The sequence below is a fragment of the Pseudomonas kairouanensis genome (assembly GCF_004682055.1).
Taxonomy (GTDB): domain Bacteria; phylum Pseudomonadota; class Gammaproteobacteria; order Pseudomonadales; family Pseudomonadaceae; genus Aquipseudomonas; species Aquipseudomonas kairouanensis.
Genome location: NZ_QUZU01000037.1, coordinates 12,430 through 30,909, shown reverse-complemented (window position 1 = coordinate 30,909; position 18,480 = coordinate 12,430). Strand labels below are relative to the sequence as shown.

Annotated in this window: 18 protein-coding genes; 14 read left to right on the top strand and 4 right to left on the bottom strand. The window is 61.3% G+C overall.

Going from position 1 to position 18,480, the window contains the following annotated elements:
- The first annotated feature begins 102 nt into the window (after nucleotides 1–102).
- From DYL59_RS23760 to DYL59_RS23745, 4 genes are all read left to right on the top strand, one after another.
- Complete coding sequence (locus DYL59_RS23760; protein WP_135291364.1) at nucleotides 103–900, top strand: hydroxymethylpyrimidine/phosphomethylpyrimidine kinase; 798 nt, start codon at nucleotides 103–105, stop codon at nucleotides 898–900.
- Between the two features lie 22 nt (nucleotides 901–922).
- Nucleotides 923–1,546, top strand: a complete 624-nt coding sequence (thiE, locus tag DYL59_RS23755; protein ID WP_135291363.1) for a thiamine phosphate synthase — start codon at nucleotides 923–925, stop codon at nucleotides 1,544–1,546.
- Nucleotides 1,547–1,563: 17 nt separating this feature from the next.
- On the top strand, nucleotides 1,564–2,847 hold the full coding sequence (gene hemL, locus DYL59_RS23750; RefSeq protein WP_135291362.1) for a glutamate-1-semialdehyde 2,1-aminomutase: 1,284 nt from the start codon (nucleotides 1,564–1,566) through the stop codon (nucleotides 2,845–2,847).
- Between the two features lie 225 nt (nucleotides 2,848–3,072).
- The gene (locus DYL59_RS23745) at nucleotides 3,073–3,627 is read left to right on the top strand and encodes a tetratricopeptide repeat protein (RefSeq protein WP_010206766.1); all 555 of its coding nucleotides are present in this window, start codon (nucleotides 3,073–3,075) and stop codon (nucleotides 3,625–3,627) included.
- A gap of 128 nt (nucleotides 3,628–3,755) precedes the next feature.
- On the opposite strand, the gene DYL59_RS23740 is transcribed toward DYL59_RS23745, so the two are convergent.
- The gene (locus tag DYL59_RS23740) at nucleotides 3,756–4,082 is read right to left on the bottom strand and encodes a DUF1820 family protein (protein WP_003194436.1); all 327 of its coding nucleotides are present in this window, start codon (nucleotides 4,080–4,082) and stop codon (nucleotides 3,756–3,758) included.
- Nucleotides 4,083–4,213: 131 nt separating this feature from the next.
- Between DYL59_RS23740 and miaB the strand changes: the two genes are divergently transcribed.
- The 5 genes from miaB to lnt all read left to right on the top strand — a co-directional run bounded on the left by miaB (nucleotide 4,214) and on the right by lnt (nucleotide 9,636).
- Nucleotides 4,214–5,542 carry a tRNA (N6-isopentenyl adenosine(37)-C2)-methylthiotransferase MiaB gene (gene miaB, locus DYL59_RS23735; protein ID WP_135291361.1) on the top strand — a complete coding sequence of 443 codons (1,329 nt, stop codon included), beginning with the start codon at nucleotides 4,214–4,216 and terminating at the stop codon, nucleotides 5,540–5,542.
- 226 nt (nucleotides 5,543–5,768) lie between these two features.
- A complete protein-coding gene (locus DYL59_RS23730; protein ID WP_135291360.1) occupies nucleotides 5,769–6,773 on the top strand; it encodes a PhoH family protein in 1,005 nt (334 codons plus the stop codon).
- The gene (gene ybeY, locus DYL59_RS23725) at nucleotides 6,766–7,224 is read left to right on the top strand and encodes an rRNA maturation RNase YbeY (protein ID WP_135291359.1); all 459 of its coding nucleotides are present in this window, start codon (nucleotides 6,766–6,768) and stop codon (nucleotides 7,222–7,224) included. Before DYL59_RS23730 ends, ybeY begins: the two co-directional genes overlap by 8 nt.
- A gap of 40 nt (nucleotides 7,225–7,264) precedes the next feature.
- Nucleotides 7,265–8,104, top strand: a complete 840-nt coding sequence (locus tag DYL59_RS23720) for an HlyC/CorC family transporter (RefSeq protein WP_135291358.1) — start codon at nucleotides 7,265–7,267, stop codon at nucleotides 8,102–8,104.
- Nucleotides 8,105–8,112: 8 nt separating this feature from the next.
- Nucleotides 8,113–9,636 (top strand): apolipoprotein N-acyltransferase, encoded by a 1,524-nt coding sequence (gene lnt, locus DYL59_RS23715; RefSeq protein ID WP_135291357.1) that lies wholly within the window; start codon nucleotides 8,113–8,115, stop codon nucleotides 9,634–9,636.
- A gap of 124 nt (nucleotides 9,637–9,760) precedes the next feature.
- On the opposite strand, the gene DYL59_RS23710 is transcribed toward lnt, so the two are convergent.
- Entirely contained in the window at nucleotides 9,761–10,522 is a 762-nt protein-coding gene (locus DYL59_RS23710; protein WP_135291356.1) for a YdcF family protein, read from the bottom strand.
- Nucleotides 10,523–10,610: 88 nt separating this feature from the next.
- Nucleotides 10,611–10,928, bottom strand: a complete 318-nt coding sequence (locus DYL59_RS23705) for a hypothetical protein (RefSeq protein WP_135291355.1) — start codon at nucleotides 10,926–10,928, stop codon at nucleotides 10,611–10,613.
- A 261-nt stretch (nucleotides 10,929–11,189) separates the two neighbouring features.
- Here DYL59_RS23705 and leuS point away from each other — a divergent pair, with 261 nt between their 5' ends.
- From leuS to DYL59_RS23680, 5 genes are all read left to right on the top strand, one after another.
- Nucleotides 11,190–13,796 (top strand): leucine--tRNA ligase, encoded by a 2,607-nt coding sequence (gene leuS / locus DYL59_RS23700; RefSeq protein ID WP_135291354.1) that lies wholly within the window; start codon nucleotides 11,190–11,192, stop codon nucleotides 13,794–13,796.
- Nucleotides 13,797–13,884: 88 nt separating this feature from the next.
- The gene (locus DYL59_RS23695; protein ID WP_135291353.1) at nucleotides 13,885–14,490 is read left to right on the top strand and encodes an LPS-assembly lipoprotein LptE; all 606 of its coding nucleotides are present in this window, start codon (nucleotides 13,885–13,887) and stop codon (nucleotides 14,488–14,490) included.
- A 39-nt stretch (nucleotides 14,491–14,529) separates the two neighbouring features.
- Nucleotides 14,530–15,567 (top strand): DNA polymerase III subunit delta, encoded by a 1,038-nt coding sequence (holA, locus tag DYL59_RS23690; RefSeq protein WP_135291352.1) that lies wholly within the window; start codon nucleotides 14,530–14,532, stop codon nucleotides 15,565–15,567.
- Nucleotides 15,568–15,804: 237 nt separating this feature from the next.
- A complete protein-coding gene (arfA, locus tag DYL59_RS23685) occupies nucleotides 15,805–15,969 on the top strand; it encodes an alternative ribosome rescue factor ArfA (protein WP_003176285.1) in 165 nt (54 codons plus the stop codon).
- Between the two features lie 61 nt (nucleotides 15,970–16,030).
- Nucleotides 16,031–17,356 (top strand): lytic murein transglycosylase, encoded by a 1,326-nt coding sequence (locus tag DYL59_RS23680; protein WP_135291351.1) that lies wholly within the window; start codon nucleotides 16,031–16,033, stop codon nucleotides 17,354–17,356.
- 130 nt (nucleotides 17,357–17,486) lie between these two features.
- Here DYL59_RS23680 and DYL59_RS23675 read toward each other — a convergent pair whose 3' ends face one another.
- On the bottom strand, nucleotides 17,487–18,407 hold the full coding sequence (locus DYL59_RS23675; protein ID WP_135291350.1) for a S66 peptidase family protein: 921 nt from the start codon (nucleotides 18,405–18,407) through the stop codon (nucleotides 17,487–17,489).
- Nucleotides 18,408–18,480 lie beyond the last annotated feature (73 nt).

Here is an 18,480-nt window from a genome sequence, read left to right as displayed (position 1 = left end):
TCCGAGCACCAGGAATGCGCCAGAAAAGCGTCACCCCCGGCACAAAATTCAACCACCGCCAGAGAGCCACGCAAAAAGCGTTTGGTGGTAAGCTCGCGCACCATGAATATCTACAGCTCTCGCCCCGTTGTCCTCTGTCTCTCCGGCCATGATCCCAGTGGTGGCGCCGGCTTGCAGGCAGATATCGAAGCCCTGCTCGCCCAGGGCTGTCATGCGGCCCCGGCCGTCACCGCCCTGACTGTGCAAAACACGGTCAATGTCAGCGATTTTCGCGTGCTCGACCGCGAGTGGGTACTGGCTCAGGCCAATGCCGTGCTTGGCGATTCCGAGGTGGCGGCGGTCAAACTGGGCATGCTTGGCTCCACCGCGATGGTCGACACCGTGGTCGAGTTGCTGCAGGCGCACCCGCACTTGCCGGTGGTGTGCGACCCGGTTCTGCGCGCCGGCGGCGGTGGCAGCCTGGGCAAGGATGAGGTCGGTTATGCGATGCGTGAGCGGCTGTTGCCGTTGTCGCTGATCGCCACCCCGAACCTGCCCGAAGCCCGCATCCTCGCTGAACTGCCCGACGGCACCGCCGACGAGTGCGCGGCGAAGCTGCTGCCGTTTATCAAGCACCTGTTGATCACCGGTGGTCATGGTGACGAGCATGAAGTGCACAACCGTTTATATAGCCGCGACGGTACGCAGCAGACCTTTACCTGTCAGCGCCTGCCCGGCAGCTATCACGGTTCGGGCTGCACGCTGGCCAGTGCATTGGCCGGTCGGATCGCCCAGGGCGAAGGCCTGGTGAGCGCGGTGCAATCGGCGCTCAACTACACTTGGCGCACCCTGCGTGATGCTGAACAACTCGGCCAAGGCCAGTTCGTACCGCGCCGGTTGCCGCTGGATTTCTGCTCGTAAGATTTAATGAGAGGCCTGCCCGATGAAACTACGTGGCCTTTACGCCATTACCGACAGCGAACTGTTGGCCGGCAAATTCCTCGCCTACGTTGAAGCGGCGTTGGACGGTGGCCTGGCCCTGCTGCAGTACCGCGACAAAAGCGGCGACGACGCCCGACGCCTGCGTGAGGCAGAAAAACTTCGGGAGCTGTGCTCACGCTACAAAACCCAACTGATCATCAACGACGACGCCGAATTGGCCGCACGCCTGGGCGTCGGCGTGCACCTGGGCCAGACCGACGGCCCGTTGACCCCAGCCCGTGCACTGCTGGGCTCCAAGGCGATCATCGGCGCCACCTGCCACAGCCAGATCGAACTGGCCGAGCAGGCCGCCAAGGAAGGCGCCAGCTATGTCGCCTTTGGCCGCTTCTTCAATTCCAATACCAAGCCCGGCGCCCCGGCCGCCACGGTCGAGATGCTGGCCCAGGCCCGCGCGCGCCTGCACCTGCCGATCTGCGTGATCGGCGGCATCACCCTGGAGAACGCCGAACCTTTGGTGGCCCACGGTGCCGACCTGCTGGCGGTGGTCCACGGCCTGTTCGGTGCCGACAGCACCCAGGAAGTCACGCGTCGTGCCCGCGCCTTTAACGACCTTCTTAAGATTTGATTTTAGAGAGCCCCATCATGTCCCGTTCCGAAACCCTGTTTGCCAATGCCCAGAAGCACATCCCCGGCGGTGTGAACTCCCCCGTGCGTGCGTTCAAGAGCGTGGGCGGTACGCCGTTGTTCTTCAAACATGCCGAAGGCGCCTACGTCACCGACGAAGATGACAAACGCTACGTTGACTACGTGGGTTCCTGGGGCCCGATGATCCTCGGCCACAGCCACCCGGATGTGCTGGACGCAGTGCGCAAGCAGCTGGAACACGGCCTGTCCTACGGCGCGCCGACGGCCATGGAAACCGAGATGGCCGACCTGGTCTGCGCCATCGTGCCCTCCATGGAAATGGTGCGCATGGTCAGCTCCGGCACCGAAGCCACCATGAGCGCAATCCGCCTGGCCCGTGGTCTCACTGGCCGCGACAGCATCATCAAGTTCGAAGGCTGCTACCACGGCCACTCCGACAGCCTGCTGGTGAAAGCCGGTTCCGGCCTGCTGACCCAGGGCGTGCCAAGCTCGGCCGGTGTACCGGCAGCCTTTGCCAAGCACACCCTCACCCTGCCGTTCAACGACATCGCCGCCGTCGAGCAGATGCTCAATGAAGTGGGCCAGGACGTGGCCTGCATCATCGTCGAGCCGGTGGCCGGCAATATGAACTGCGTACCACCGGCGCCGGGCTTCCTTGAAGGCCTGCGCGAGCAGTGCGACAAGCACGGCGTGGTGCTGATTTTCGACGAAGTGATGACCGGTTTCCGCGTGGCCCTCGGTGGCGCCCAGGCTTACTACGGCGTCACGCCAGACCTGAGCACCTTCGGCAAGATCATCGGCGGCGGCATGCCGGTAGGCTGCTTCGGCGGCAAGCGCGAAATCATGCAGCACATCGCGCCGCTGGGCCCGGTATACCAGGCGGGCACTCTGTCGGGTAACCCACTGGCCATGGCCGCTGGCCTGACCACCCTGCGCCTGATCAGCCGCCCGGGCTTTCACGCCGAGCTGACCGACTACACCACGCGCCTGCTCGACGGCCTGCAACAACGTGCCGATGCGGCAGGTATCCCGTTTGTTACCACCCAAGCGGGTGGCATGTTCGGCCTGTATTTCAGCGGCGCCGACGACATTGTCACCTTCGACGACGTGATGGGCAGCGATGCCGATCTGTTCAAGCGCTTCTTCCACCTGATGCTGGAAGGCGGCGTGTACCTGGCGCCTAGCGCCTTCGAGGCCGGCTTCACTTCGATCGCCCATGGCGACGCCGAGTTGAAACTGACCCTCGACGCTGCCGAGCGGGCATTCGCTGCGCTGAAATAAAAGGCCGAAAAAGTCAGGCACCGTCCAAACGGTGTCTGATTTGCTACTTTGCTGACAGATAATTCCGAGTTTTTTCGAGAAATCACCTGCAATCCGGCAGATAACTTGCCCAACCAGCAGAAAAACGAGTAAAGACTTTGTAAGCAGAGGCCTGCTTATTTCATAATGCGCGCTTATTGGATCCCGCGAGGGTCCGCGTGCCCCGTCAGAGGTAAGTCGATTCCCATGAAACGCACCGGCCGCACCCTGGTTCTGGGCTGCCTGTTGCTCCTTCAGCCGCTGCTGGCACATGCACAAGCAGGCGGCAACTCGTTGTTAATCCCAGCGATGGGTCGTTGCACCCTCAATACCCAGCCTGACAGCCAGGCCGAAGCCCTGAGCGCGTGCCAGAAACAGGCCGACGGTGGGGATGCGCAGGCGCAATACGAGTTGGGTGAGTACTTCCACGACAGCAAGAACCCCGCTCGCGACCTCAACAAAGCCTTGAGCTACTTCGAGAAAGCCTCGTTGCAGGGGCATGCTCAAGCGCAATTCGAACTGGGCAACATGTTCTTCAAGGGCGAAGGCGTACCGGCCAATAACGTCCAGGCCTATATCGTGCTGAAGATGGCGGCGGTCAACGGTGCTGAAGATGCGCTGGATACGGCCGACGAAGTGGCCGAGCATATGCAGCGTGATGAGTTGGAAGTGGCGACCCAGGTGCTGGGGCAGATTTTCCGCAATTATCTGCAGGAATTGCAGAGTGCTGATGGGCGTTCGCCTTTTTCACCGCTGCCTTAAATCTCTAGCGCCTCTAAAGGCCTCTTCGCGAGCAAGCCCGCTCCCACATTTGACCGAGTTCCAATTTTGGAATGCATTCAAATGTGGGAGCGGGCTTGCTCGCGAAGGACGCGACTCGGTCTAACGCCCTACTTCTCAGGCATCGGCATCGGAAACGGCATCACATTGCTGGTGCCCCGCGCTTCGCTGATCTTGGGCGTCCCCAGGCGCTCCACTTCGTCGATACGCACAATCGAATGCATCGGCACAAAGCTGCGCACCACGCCTTCGAACTGCGCCTTGAGCTTCTCTTCGCCCGGGTCGACGACCAACTGGGTGCGCTCGCCAAAGACGAATTCTTCCACTTCCAGGAAGCCCCACAGATCACTTTGATAGATCTGCTTGGCGTACATTTCGAACACCTGGCCCTGGTTGAGGAATATCACCTTATAGATTGGAGCTTCACGTTTGGTCATGGTGGGCGAATAACACATCGGGGATATAAAAGAGGGCGCGAACTATAGCATGGCACCCGATGCACAACGCTAGGAACCAATGGGCATGCCCCCTATAATGCGGGGTTCTTTACCACCAGTTGACGATTCCCATGGCCAAGAAGCTTTACATCGAAACCCACGGTTGCCAGATGAACGAGTACGACAGCTCGCGCATGGTCGATCTGCTGGGCGAACACCAGGCCCTGGAAGTCACCGCCCGCGCCGAAGATGCCGACGTGATCCTGCTCAATACCTGCTCGATCCGCGAACGGGCCCAGGACCGTGTGTACTCCCAGCTGGGCCGCTGGCGTGAATTGAAACTGGCCAACCCAGACATGGTGATCGCCGTCGGCGGTTGCGTGGCCAGTCAGGAAGGCGCCGCCATTCGCGACCGCGCGCCCTATGTCGATGTGGTTTTCGGCCCACAGACCCTGCACCGTCTGCCGGAAATGATCGACGCCGCACGCTTCACCAAGCTGCCGCAAGTGGACGTGTCGTTCCCCGAAATCGAAAAATTCGACCATTTGCCCGAGCCACGCATCGACGGGCCAAGCGCCTATGTGTCGGTGATGGAAGGTTGCAGCAAGTACTGCACCTTCTGCGTGGTGCCCTACACCCGCGGTGAAGAAGTCAGCCGGCCGTTTGACGACGTACTGTCGGAAATCATCCACCTGGCCGAAAACGGCGTGCGCGAAGTGACCCTGCTGGGCCAGAACGTCAACGGCTATCGCGGCCTGACCCACGACGGGCGCCTGGCCGACCTGGCGGAGTTGATCCGCGTGGTGGCGGCCGTGGACGGCATCGAGCGCATTCGCTACACCACCTCGCACCCGCTGGAGTTCTCCGACAGCCTGATCCTGGCCCATGCCGAAGTACCAGAACTGGTCAAACACCTGCACCTACCGGTGCAATCAGGCTCGGACCGCATCCTGTCGGCGATGAAGCGCAACCACACAGCCCTGGAATACAAATCCAAACTGCGCAAGCTGCGTGCGGCGGTGCCGGGCATTTGCATCAGCTCGGACTTTATCGTCGGCTTCCCTGGCGAAACCGAGAAAGACTTCCAGCAAACCATGAAGCTGATCGAAGACGTGGGCTTCGACTTCTCCTACTCGTTCGTCTACAGCCAGCGCCCCGGCACCCCAGCCGCCGACCTGGTGGACGAAACCCCGGAAGAACTTAAAAAAGAGCGCCTCAACGCGCTGCAGCACCGGTTGAACCAACAGGGTTTCGAGATCAGCCGACAAATGGTCGGTTCGATTCAGCGCATCCTGGTCACCGACTACTCGAAAAAAGACCCCGGCGAATTGCAAGGCCGCACCGAGAACAACCGGATCGTCAACTTCCGTTGCGACAACCCCACCCTGATCGGGCAGTTTGCCGATGTGCACATTGATGCGGCGCAGCCGCACTCGTTGCGGGGGTCGTTGATCCAGTAACCCATCAATATGCCTGACTGATGGAGATCAAAATGTGGGAGCGGGCTTGCTCGCGAAGGCGGTGTGTCAGTCGCTACAGATGTCGACTGATCTACCGCCTTCGCGAGCAAGCCCGCTCCCACATTGGAACCGCACAACATTCCGATGACGTAAGTGCTTTCGTACCCGCGCCACTGGCGTTATTCTCTCTTTCACCTAAACAGCCAAAGGGCGGCTAAAAGCGACCTTGAACGCACCCATAGTAGAACCCCATCGTTTTCTCCTCGAGCCGTTTGAGGCTCGCCGTTTCGCCAACCTGTGCGGACAGTTCGACGAGCACCTGCGCCTGATCGAACAACGCCTGGGCATCGAGATCCGCAATCGCGGCAATCAGTTCGAGCTCGTTGGAGAAACCCAATCCACCAAATCCGCAGAAAACCTGCTGCGCCGCCTCTACCGCGAAACCAAGGGTAGCGAGCTGTCGCCAGAAATCGTGCACCTGTATTTGCAGGAATCGGCTGTGGAAGACTTGGCCAACAACCCTGTCGCCGAAGCCAGCGTGGCCCTGCGTACCAAAAAAGGCATGATTCGCCCCAAGGGCTTGAATCAGCAGAAGTACGTCAAGGCAATCCTCGGTAACGACATCAATTTCGGCATCGGCCCCGCCGGTACCGGCAAGACCTACCTGGCCGTGGCCTGCGCAGTGGATGCCCTGGAGCGCGAGCAAGTGCGCCGCATCCTGCTGGTGCGCCCGGCGGTCGAAGCGGGCGAAAAGCTCGGCTTCCTGCCCGGCGACCTCGCACAAAAAATCGACCCGTACCTGCGCCCGCTTTACGACGCGCTTTACGAGATGCTGGGCTTTGAATACGTGGCCAAGCTGATCGAACGTCAGGTGATCGAGATCGCCCCGCTGGCCTACATGCGCGGTCGCACCTTGAGCAACAGTTTCATCATCCTCGACGAAAGCCAGAACACCACCGTCGAGCAGATGAAGATGTTCCTGACCCGCATCGGGTTCGGCTCCACGGCCATTATCACCGGTGACATTACCCAGGTTGACCTGCCCAAAGGCACCAAGTCGGGCTTGAGCCATGTGATTGAAGTGCTCAAGGACGTGCCAGGCATCAGCTTCACGCACTTCTCGCCCAAAGACGTGGTGCGTCACCCGCTGGTGCAGCGCATCGTCGAAGCCTACGAGCGCTTCGAGCACCGCGACGATGGACTGTCCAAGGACGTTCGCCGCGATGCTTGAGCTCGACCTGCAGCTGGCCACCCAAGCGCCCGCCCCCAGCGAAGAACAGTTCCGTCAATGGTGCGCCCTGGCCCTGCGCCAGCGCACCGCCGACTCGGAACTGACCATTCGCCTGGTGGACGAGCCCGAGGGCCGCGAACTGAACCACACCTGGCGCCAGAAGGACTACGCGACCAACGTGCTGTCCTTCCCTGCCGATGTGCCCGATGAGTTACTGGATATCCCCCTGCTGGGCGACCTGGTGATCTGCGTCGAGGTGGTCGAGCGCGAGGCGAAGGAGCAAGGCAAAGACCTTGAAGCCCATTGGGCTCATCTGGTCATCCATGGCTGCTTGCATCTGTTGGGTTACGACCATATAGACGATGACGAAGCCGAGGAAATGGAAACACTGGAACAAACGTTGCTTGCAGAATTGGGTCATCCAGACCCTTACGCAGATGACGAAAACTAAGACACTTAACTGAAACAACAAAGGATTTAGAGTAATCGCTATGAGCGAAGACCGATCGAGCAACGGGCAGAAGTCATGGCTGGGTAAATTGACCCAGGCTTTTGTCCACGAGCCGAAAAACCGCCAGGAGCTGCTGGAGCTCTTGCGCGAGGCCCACCAGAACAAGTTGCTGGACAGCGAAGCGCTGGCCATCGTCGAGGGCGCCATCCAGGTGGCTGACCTGCAAGTACGGGACATCATGGTCCCGCGCTCGCAGATGATCAGCATCAAGGCGACCCAGACCCCACGGGAATTCCTCCCGGCCGTGATCGACTCGGCGCACTCGCGCTACCCGGTGATCGGTGAAAGCCACGACGACGTCATGGGCGTTTTGCTGGCCAAGGACCTGCTGCCGCTGATCCTCAAGGAGAACGGCGACAGCTTCAATATCAAGGACCTGCTGCGCCCTGCGACCTTCGTGCCCGAATCCAAGCGCCTGAATGTGCTGTTGCGTGAATTTCGCGCCAACCACAATCACATGGCCATTGTGATCGACGAATACGGTGGCGTGGCGGGCTTGGTTACCATTGAAGACGTGCTGGAACAGATCGTCGGCGACATCGAAGACGAACACGACGTTGAAGAAGACAGCTACATCAAGCCACTGCCCAGCGGCGATTTCCTGATCAAGGCGCTCACGCCCATCGAGAACTTCAACGAGTTCTTCGACAGCGAATTCTCCGACGATGAGTTCGACACGGTTGGCGGGTTGGTGATGAATGCGTTCGGCCATCTGCCAAAACGCAACGAAACCACCGAGATCGGCGCGTATCGCTTCCGCATCCTCAATGCCGATAGCCGTCGCATCCACTTGATCCGCCTGACACCTATTGCCCGCTAAGGAATGACATGCAGCGCCTAACCCGCCCCGGCTGGCCCGGTAATTTGCTGGCCGTGGTGGCCGGCGCCATCACCACCCTGGCGCTGGCGCCCTTCGATCTGTGGCCGTTTGCGCTGCTGGCCGTCGGGCTGTTCTACATCGGCCTGCGAGAACTGAGCCCACGCCAGGCCCTGGGCCGTGGCTGGTGTTTCGGTTTTGGCCTGTTTGGCGCCGGTACCAGTTGGATCTACTACAGCATCCACCACTTCGGCGGCGCATCAGTGCTGCTGGCGGGGTTCCTGATGCTGCTGTTCACCGCCGCCATCGCCTGGTTCTTCGCCCTGCCCGCCTGGTTGTGGGCACGCTGGTTGCGTCGCAATGAGGCACCGCTGGCGGATGCACTGACCTTCGCGGCGCTGTGGGTAGGCCAGGAAGCGTTTCGCGGCTGGTTCCTCACCGGTTTCCCGTGGCTGTACTCCGGTTATAGCCAGCTCGACGGGCCTCTGACTGGCCTGGCGCCCGTGGGTGGCATGTGGCTGATCTCCTTTGCCCTGGCGCTGACGGCGGCCCTGCTGTGCAACCTGCCACGCCTGTTGGCCAGTAAGCGCAATGCCTTCATTGGTGCAGGCCTCGTGCTGCTGGTCGCCCCTTGGGCCATCGGCCTGGCGCTCAAGCACCACGCCTGGACAGCCCCTTCCGGCGCCCCGCTGACCGTGGCCGCGATCCAGGGCAACGTCGAGCAAAGCATGAAGTGGGACCCGGAACAGCTCAATGCGCAGTTGGCGCTTTACCGCGACATGAGCTTCAGCTCCAAGCCGGTGGACCTGCTGGTGTGGCCGGAAACGGCAGTGCCGGTGCTCAAGGAATCGGTGGAAGGCTACCTGGGCATGATGGGCAAATTTGCTGCCGACCGGCACTCGGCACTGATCACCGGCGTGCCGATCCGCCAGGAAGTGCACCACCAGAAGCGCTATTTCAATGGCATCACCGTGGTGGGTGAAGGCGACGGCACCTACCTCAAGCAGAAACTGGTGCCGTTCGGCGAGTACGTCCCGCTGCAAGACATGCTGCGCGGGCTGATCGCGTTTTTCGACCTGCCCATGTCCGACTTCGCCCGTGGCCCTGCCGACCAGCCGATGCTGCAGGCCAAGGGTTATCAGATTGCACCGTTCATTTGCTACGAAGTGGTGTACCCGGAATTCGCCGCAGGCCTGTCGGCCCAGAGCGATTTGCTGCTGACCATCAGCAATGACACCTGGTTCGGCCGCTCCATCGGCCCGCTGCAACACCTGCAAATGGCGCAGATGCGTGCACTGGAGGCTGGTCGTTGGATGATCCGCGCCACCAACAATGGCGTGACTGGGTTGATCAACCCGTTCGGGCAGATCACCGTGCAGATTCCGCAGTTCGAACGCGGCATCCTGTATGGCGAAGTGGTACCGATGCACAACCTCACGCCGTACCTGCAATGGCGGTCGTGGCCGTTGATTATCGTGTGTGTGCTGTTGTTTGGCTGGGCGCTGTTGGCGGGACGCATGTCCAAAACCGTCTAACAGCATCACATCGGACAAAAATGTGGGAGGGGGCTTGCCCCCGATAGCGGTGTATCAGTCAGTACATCTGATACTGACACACCGCAATCGGGAGCAAGCCCCCTCCCACATTTGTCCTGCGGTGTTACTTATAAAACAACCGGTAACCCACCTGCCCCACCGCCTCATTGATCAACTGCCCGCTGCGCCATACCGACGCAAACTCCGGCATCCAGCCCCCCAGCGGCCGGGCATTGTCCACGCCCAGGAATCCCACTGGCGCAGGCACCACGGTGAAACCGGCCTTTTCAAAGCTCCACACCGAGCGCGGCATATGCCAGGCCTGGGTCACCACCACCACGCGCTTGATGCCTTGGGGCAATAGAATCTCGGCGCTCATCTGCGCATTTTCCCAGGTGGTACGGCTGCGTTCCTCCTTCCAGCGTACCGTCACGCCGAAGTCATCCTGCATCGACACGGCCATCAACTGCGCTTCGCTGGGCGGCGTGCCGTAGTGCAAGCCTCCGGTGGTCAGCACCGGCAGCCCCGAGGCCTTGGCCAGCCGTGCGGCATAACGCTGGCGCTCAAGCCCTACGCCCGTAGGTTGGTCAGTGCCCCAGGCCGGGTCACCGCGCTCGCGTCCGGAGCCCAGTATTACAATGGCGTCAGCGCGTTGGGCCAGGGTCGACCAATCTTCCCGCGCCAAGGGCGGCTCGGTTTCAAGTGCTCGGGCGCCCCACTGCACCATCACCGGCAGGCTGATCAGCCACATCCCGCCAAAGCCCAGGGCAAAGCACAGCGCTGCCAAGCGCGGGCGGCTGCGACGAAACCACCAGGCAAAGGCCAGCAACAGCAGAAAGATGCCGGGCGGCAGGAGCAGTTGTTTGATGAAATAACGAATAGGCATCGGGCATCTCCATTGATGCCCGAAGCCTAAGGTGTAACGGGGTTTAGCGACAATCTCTACGGTGACATGGTGCTTTTGGGGGAGTGAATTACTTGTAGCGGGCGGACCGGAGCTTTTCCGGGCCACGACCGGCCGACAAATCCTTGAGCCACACCACCTTGGCCGAATGCGTTGGCTCCTTGACTGGCGGGGTTGCCACCCAGGGAGGCGCATTGCGCCCGTTGCGTTCCAGATAAGCCTTGATCAGTTCCAACTCCGCGCGGCTCAGACCACGCAGTTCCAACTCCACGGGCCGCTCATCACGCAATCGACCTGCGGTTCTCGCTGCATCCAATGCACGACCCAAACGGTCGATCAGTCCTTCGTAGATTTCCGGTTTCGTTGCGATTCGCTGCGATTCAACCATCCCCTCACCTCATTGAAGAAAGACTTGCTCCCCACTAAACAGCGTAGTCCTAGTGGCTGCGCGCGCCTGGCGCCGCGACAGACGGCCCTTGGCGCGCAATCAGGGTTTCCCTCGATAGAGTGGGGTCATGTATGCTACGGCGCTTCCTGTAACTCCACTTCCCGCAGGGTTTGGGTACGGACGCGCCGATTTTGGGTGTCGATCTCCCCGAGTCCTGCACCGAAGAGGATTAGGCCACCCCTATTCAGTTCAAAAGTAGCCATGCACGAACAATATCAGCCCCGTGAAATAGAAAATGCCGCCCAAACCTTCTGGGACGAGCAAAAGTCCTTTGAAGTCAGTGAACAGCCAGGCAAGGAGACTTACTACTGCCTATCGATGTTCCCTTACCCCAGCGGCAAGCTACACATGGGGCATGTGCGCAACTACACCATCGGTGACGTGATTTCCCGCTACCAGCGCATGCAAGGCAAGAACGTCCTGCAACCCATGGGTTGGGACGCCTTCGGCATGCCGGCGGAAAACGCCGCGATGAAGAACAACGTAGCGCCCGCCAAGTGGACCTACGAAAACATCGCCTACATGAAAAACCAGCTGCGCAGCCTGGGCCTGGCCGTGGACTGGTCCCGCGAAGTGACCACCTGCAAGCCGGACTACTACCGCTGGGAACAATGGCTGTTCACCCGCCTGTTCGAAAAAGGCGTGATCTACAAAAAAAGCGGCACCGTAAACTGGGACCCCATCGACCAGACCGTACTGGCCAACGAGCAAGTGATCGACGGTCGCGGCTGGCGTTCCGGCGCGCTGATCGAAAAGCGCGAAATCCCGATGTACTACTTCAAGATCACGGCCTACGCCGATGAACTGTTGTCGAGCCTCGACGACCTGCCGGGCTGGCCTGAACAGGTCAAGACCATGCAGCGCAACTGGATCGGCAAATCCAAGGGCATGGAAGTGCAGTTCCCGTACAACGTCGATTCGATTGGCGTGGCTGGCGCACTCAAAGTCTTCACCACCCGCCCGGACACCCTGATGGGCGCGACCTATGTCGCCGTGGCCGCCGAGCACCCGCTGGCCACCCAAGCCGCACAGAACAACCCTGAGTTGCAGGCGTTCATCGCCGAATGCAAAGGCGGTAGCGTGGCCGAGGCCGACGTCGCCACCCAAGAGAAAAAAGGCCTGCCGACTGGCCTGTTCGTCGAGCACCCACTGACGGGCGAGAAGTTGCCGGTATGGGTCGCCAACTACGTGCTGATGCACTACGGCGATGGCGCAGTAATGGCAGTGCCTGCCCACGACGAGCGCGATTTCGAGTTCGCCACCAAGTACAACTTGCCGATCAAGTCCGTGGTACGCACCAGCGCCGGTGACACCAACCCGGCCCCGTGGCAAGACGCCTACGGCGAGCACGGCACGCTGATCAATTCCGGCGAGTTCGACGGCCTGGATTTCCAGGGCGCCTTCGACGCCATGGAAGTGGCCCTGATCAAGAAGAACCTGGGCGCCTCGCGCACCCAGTTCCGCCTGCGCGACTGGGGCATCAGCCGCCAACGCTACTGGGGCTGCCCGATCCCGATCATCCACTGCCAAAGCTGTGGCGACGTGCCGGTACCGGAAGACCAACTGCCAGTGGTGCTGCCCGAAGACGTGGTGCCGGACGGCGCCGGCTCGCCCCTGGCGCGCATGCCCGAGTTCTACGAGTGCAGCTGCCCCAAATGCGGCCAGCCTGCCAAGCGTGAAACCGACACCATGGACACCTTCGTCGAGTCCTCGTGGTACTACGCCCGCTACGCCTCGCCGCACTACGAGGGTGGCCTGGTGGAAAAAACCGCGGCCGACCATTGGCTGCCGGTGGACCAGTACATCGGCGGTATCGAACACGCCATCCTTCACCTGTTGTACGCGCGCTTCTTCCACAAACTGATGCGCGACGAAGGTCTGGTGAGTTCCGATGAACCGTTCAAGAACCTGCTGACCCAGGGCATGGTGGTCGCCGAGACTTACTATCGCCGTGAAGCCAATGGCGCCTACACCTGGTTCAACCCGGCCGACGTGGAGCTTGAGCGCGACAGCAAAGCCAAGGTCATCAGCGCCAAGCTGATCGCCGACGGCCTGCCGGTGGAAATCGGTGGCACCGAGAAGATGGCCAAGTCCAAGAACAACGGCGTTGACCCACAGTCGATGATCGACCAGTTCGGCGCCGACACCTGCCGTCTGTTCATGATGTTCGCCTCGCCGCCTGACATGAGCGCCGAATGGTCCGACTCCGGCGTTGAAGGCTCGCACCGTTTCCTCAAGCGCGTCTGGCGCCTGGCCCACGCGCACATCAGCCAGGGCCTGCCGGGCAAACTGGACGTGGCCAGCCTGACCGACGAGCAGAAAGTCATCCGCCGCAGCACCCACCTGGCCATCAAGCAAGCCAGCCAGGACGTGGGCCAGAACCACAAGTTCAACACCGCCATCGCCCAGGTGATGACGCTGATGAACGTGCTGGAAAAAGCCCCGCAAGCCAGCGAACAGGACCGCGCGCTGATGCACGAGGGCCTGGAAACAGTCACCCTGCTGCTGGCACCGATCACCCCGCACATCAGCCACGACCTGTGGAACCGCCTGGGTCACAGCGATGCCGTCATCGACGCACGCTGGCCGGTGCAGGATGACAGCGCGCTGGTCCAGGACACGCTGCAGCTGGTTATCCAGGTCAACGGCAAACTGCGCGGCCAGATCGACATGCCCGCCACCGCCACGCGCGAAGAAGTCGAAGCCGTCGCACGCGTCAACGAGAACGTGCTGCGCTTCACCGAAGGCCTGACGATCCGCAAAGTGATCGTGGTGCCTGGCAAACTGGTCAATATCGTCGCTAGCTAATCGGATCGGGCGTGGGGCCCAAGCCCCACGCCGAACAAAGCCTTCAGGGCCTCGATAAGGCCCACATGGTTTCAAGGGGAGCAACAAAATGATCAAACGCAACCTGCTGGTTATGGGCCTTGCCGTACTGCTGAGCGCTTGCGGCTTCCAGCTGCGCGGCACCGGCACCAACGACCTGGCGATCAAGGAACTGGACGTCAGCGCCCGCGACGCCTACAGCGAAACCGTGACCCAGCTGCGCCAAGTGCTTGAGAACAGCGGCGTTCACGTCTACACCGGCGCGACCTACAAGCTGTTCCTGGCCAACGAGAAAGAAACCCAGCGCAACCTGAGCTACGCCAGTGCCGGCCGTGCGTCGGATATCGAACTGAGCACTGTGCTCAATTTCGAAATCCAGGGCCGCGACCACCTGCCATTGATGGGTGACAACATCCAGGTGCAGAAAGTCGTGAGCCATGACGGCAACAACCTGGTGGGTTCGGACTCCGAAATCCAGCAGGTGCGCAAAGAGATGCGCCGTGAACTGGTACAACGCATGGTGCTGCGCCTGTCGATGCTGAGCCCGGAGCAACTTGAGACCTTGCAGCAACGCGCTGACGACAAGGCCAAGGCTGACGCCGATGCGGCAAAAGCTGCGAAAGAATACGAAGACAACACGCCGAAACAGTCGCCTGTTGAAGTCCCTGTCGAGTAAGCCAGACGGGGCACCCCTGGTGCCCCGTTCGCCCCGCCTATGAAACTCGCCCCCGCCCAACTCGCCAAACACCTGCAAGGTGGCCTTGCGCCTGTCTATATCGTCAGTGGGGATGACCCGCTGTTGTGCCAGGAAGCCGCCGACGCCATCCGCACCGCCGCACGCCAGCAAGGTTTTGATGAGCGCCAGGTATTTGCCGCCGACGCCAGTTTCGACTGGGGAACGTTGCTGCAAGCCGGCGCGAGCATGTCGCTGTTTGCCGAAAAACGCCTCTTGGAACTGCGCCTGCCTTCGGGCAAGCCTGGCGACAAGGGCGCGTCTGCGTTGATGGAGTACTGCTCGCGCCCCGCCGAAGACACGGTGCTGCTGATCAGCCTGCCCAAGCTCGATGGCAGTGCGCAGAAAACCAAGTGGGGCAAGGCCCTGGTCGAAGGCGCGCACACCCAGTTCATCCAGATCTGGCCGGTGGACAGCAATCAGCTGCCGCAGTGGATTCGCCAGCGCCTGTCCCAATCGGGGCTGTCGGCGACACAAGATGCCGTCGAGCTGATCGCTGCTCGGGTGGAGGGCAACCTGCTGGCCGCCGCCCAGGAAATCGAAAAGCTCAAGCTGATGGCCGAAGACGGGCAAATCACCGTCGAGACCGTACAGGGCGCAGTGGCGGACAGTGCACGGTTTGACGTATTCGGGCTGGTGGATGCGATCCTCAACGGCGAACCCGCCCACGCCCTGCGCATGCTCGAAGGCCTGCGTGGAGAAGGCGTGGAACCACCGGTGATTCTCTGGGCCCTGGCCCGGGAACTGCGGGTACTGGCCAATATTGCCCTGCAATACAGCCAGGGCACGCCGTTGGACAAGTGCTTCAGCCAGGCCCGGCCACCGGTGTGGGACAAGCGCAAACCTTTGATGAGCAAAGCCCTGCAACGGCACTCGGCGCAACGCTGGGCGCAATTGTTGTTGGAAGCGCAGCGCATCGATGCGCAGATCAAGGGCCAAGCGGCGGGTTCGCCGTGGATGAGCTTGAGCCGTTTGTCGCTGTTGATGGCCGGGCAGCGCCTGACCCTGCCTGCCGAATAAACCCGTCTCTCAAAAACACCACAAATCCAATGTGGGAGCGGCGGTGCGACGATTCGACTTGCTCGCGAAGGCGGCGTGCCATTCAACACATCAGGGTCTGACGCACCGCATTCGCGAGCAAGCCCGCTCCCACAGTTTTGACCGTGCCCACTTTTCCTACACTTCGCCGGGCTTTACAGCGGCAGAACTTCGGCAGATGATTTGCACCGCTCCAACCACCCAACGAGAGTAACCACCATGAGCAAAAAGCCATCCAAGCATGGCCCCAACAAGGCCAAATCCATCATCGCCCAGCCACTGTTCCGCAGCCGTCAGGAACGCGCCGGCAAGGGCAAAGGCAGCTACCGCCGCGAAGCCTTCCAGTCTAATAGCTGGGAGGCTTCTTACTTTCTGGCTGCCTGAAGGCAAGCGCCCCTCTGGCATGATAAGGTCTGCACCTGATTTGTAATCCCTGGACCTGTGCATGCCCTCTTGTCTTTCCCGTCGTTGGCACCTTCGCCAATTGATCGCTGCCTCCAGCCTCATTCTGCTAGTCGCCTGCGCGGAAAAACCCACCGCTGCCGACGCCCAACCCCTGCCGCAACTCCAGACCGCGCCGGTCGTGGCCCCCGCTGTGGTGGCGCCCCTGGCGGTAGACAACCTGGATATCCAACCAACCCTGACCTTTGCCGAGTGGCAGGCTGGTTTCCGCGCGCAAGCCCTGCAAGCCGGCATCACCGCCGCTGTGTTCGACAATGCCTTCGCCAACGTCACCCCCGACATGGCGGTGATCCGCGCCGACCGCAGCCAGCCGGAATTCTCCCGCCCGGTGTGGGAATACCTCGACGGCGCCCTGTCGCCGGTGCGCGTGCGCAATGGCCAGGCCTTGTTGGTGAAATACGCCGATATCCTGCAAAGCATCGAACAACGTTATGGCGTAGACCGCCAGGCCTTGGTCTCGGTGTGGGGCATGGAAAGCAACTTCGGGCAGTTCCAGGGCAACAACTCGGTGATCCGCTCCCTGGCGACCCTGGCCTATGAAGGTCGTCGCCCGGCGTTCGCCCAGGCGCAATTGCTGGCGGCATTGCAGATCATCCAGCACGGCGATATCCAGGCTGACCAGATGAAAGGTTCCTGGGCCGGCGCCATGGGCCAGACCCAATTCATCCCGACGACCTACAACACCCACGCCGTGGACTTCGACGGCGACGGTCGCCGCGATATCTGGAACAGCCCCGCCGATGCCCTCGCCTCCACCGCGCACTACCTGCAAAGCTCCGGCTGGCAAAAAGGCCAGCCGTGGGGCTTCGAGGTGAAACAGCTGCCCGCGAACTTCGACTACGCCCTGGCCGATGGCGGTGTACGCAAAACCGTTGCCGAGTGGATGAAGCTGGGTATCCAGCTGCCCGTTGGCGCAAACATGCCGCCCAACGTCGACCAACTGTCCGCCGCCCTGCTGCTGCCGGCCGGTTACCGTGGCCCGGCGTTCCTGGTGCTGGATAACTTCCGCGCGATCCTCAAGTACAACAACTCGTCGTCCTACGCACTGGCGGTGGGCTTGCTGTCGGAGCGTTTTGGCGGCGGCGGTGTGATTCGTGGTGACTGGCCAAAGGATGAACTGCCACTGAGTCGCTCACAGCGTATCGATCTGCAAACCGCGCTGAACAACAACGGCTATGACGCGGGCAACCCGGATGGGATTATCGGTGCCAATACGCGCAAGGCGATTCGTGCGGCGCAGCAGTCGCTGGGATGGCCGGCGGATGGGTATCCGACGGTGAAGCTGTTGGAGTCATTGCAGAACCGTTAGACCTGCATATGGCTACTGGCGCCTTCGCGAGCAAGCCCGCTCCCACATTCGACCGCATTCCAAAGGATGTACACGGTTAAATGTGGGAGCGGGCTTGCTCGCGAAAGCGGTTTAACAGACAGCAACAAACTCAGACCTTGAACACCACATCCTGCTCCAGCACCAGCCGCTGCTCCCCCGCATCCAACCGCACCAACGCCCCCATCGGCAACGTCAGGTTCGGGTCGCAATGCCCACTGCGCCACCCCGCCAACACCGGAATGCACAACGGCTCAAAGGTCTGCTTCAACAGACGCTCCAGCGCGACGTTATCCACCCCCGCCACATCCCCCACCAACACACCGGCCACTTGCGCCAGCTTGCCCGCCAGTCGCAGGTGCGTCAGCAGACGGTCGATGCGGTAGATCGGCTCGTTGACGTCTTCGATCAGCAGGATGATGCCCTCGGCGTCTATCTCGAAGGGCGTCCCCATGACTGCAGCGATCATCGACAGGTTGCCACCCAACAAGCGCCCACAGGCAATGCCAGGCGCGATGGTGGTCAACGGATAGGCCACCGGGTGAGCCAGCTCGCTACCGGCGCCCAGCTGGCCACGGAGCATGCTCAGCAGTGAGGACTCGGTTGGCTGTTGCTTATCGCCCAGCAGGTCTGCATTGAGCATGGGGCCGTGAAAGGTCACGAAACCCGCGTAGCGTCTGATGGCCAGGTGCAGGGCGGTGATATCGCTGTAACCCACCAAAGGCTTGGGGTTGGCCCGTAGCAGGTCGAAATCAAGGCTATCGAGCAGGCGTGGGGTGCCGTAGCCACCGCGCAAGCAGAAAATGGCGTCGATTTCGGGGTTGGCGAAGGCGGTGTGGAGGTCGTGGAGACGGGTTTTATCGCTACCGGCGAGGTAGCCGTCTCGCTCATAGACACCGGGGAAGATTCGCAGGTCGTAGCCACGGGCGCGCATCCATTGCCCGGCTTTTTCGACGTCCAGTGCGGCAGGGCCGGCGGGAGCGATCAGGGCAATGGTGCCTCCGGCACGTAGTGCGGGTACGGCGGTGGTCATACACAATTCCCTCTAACAGCGCCAAACCAAATGTGGGAGCGGGCTTGCTCGCGAATGCAGTGTGTCAGTCAAA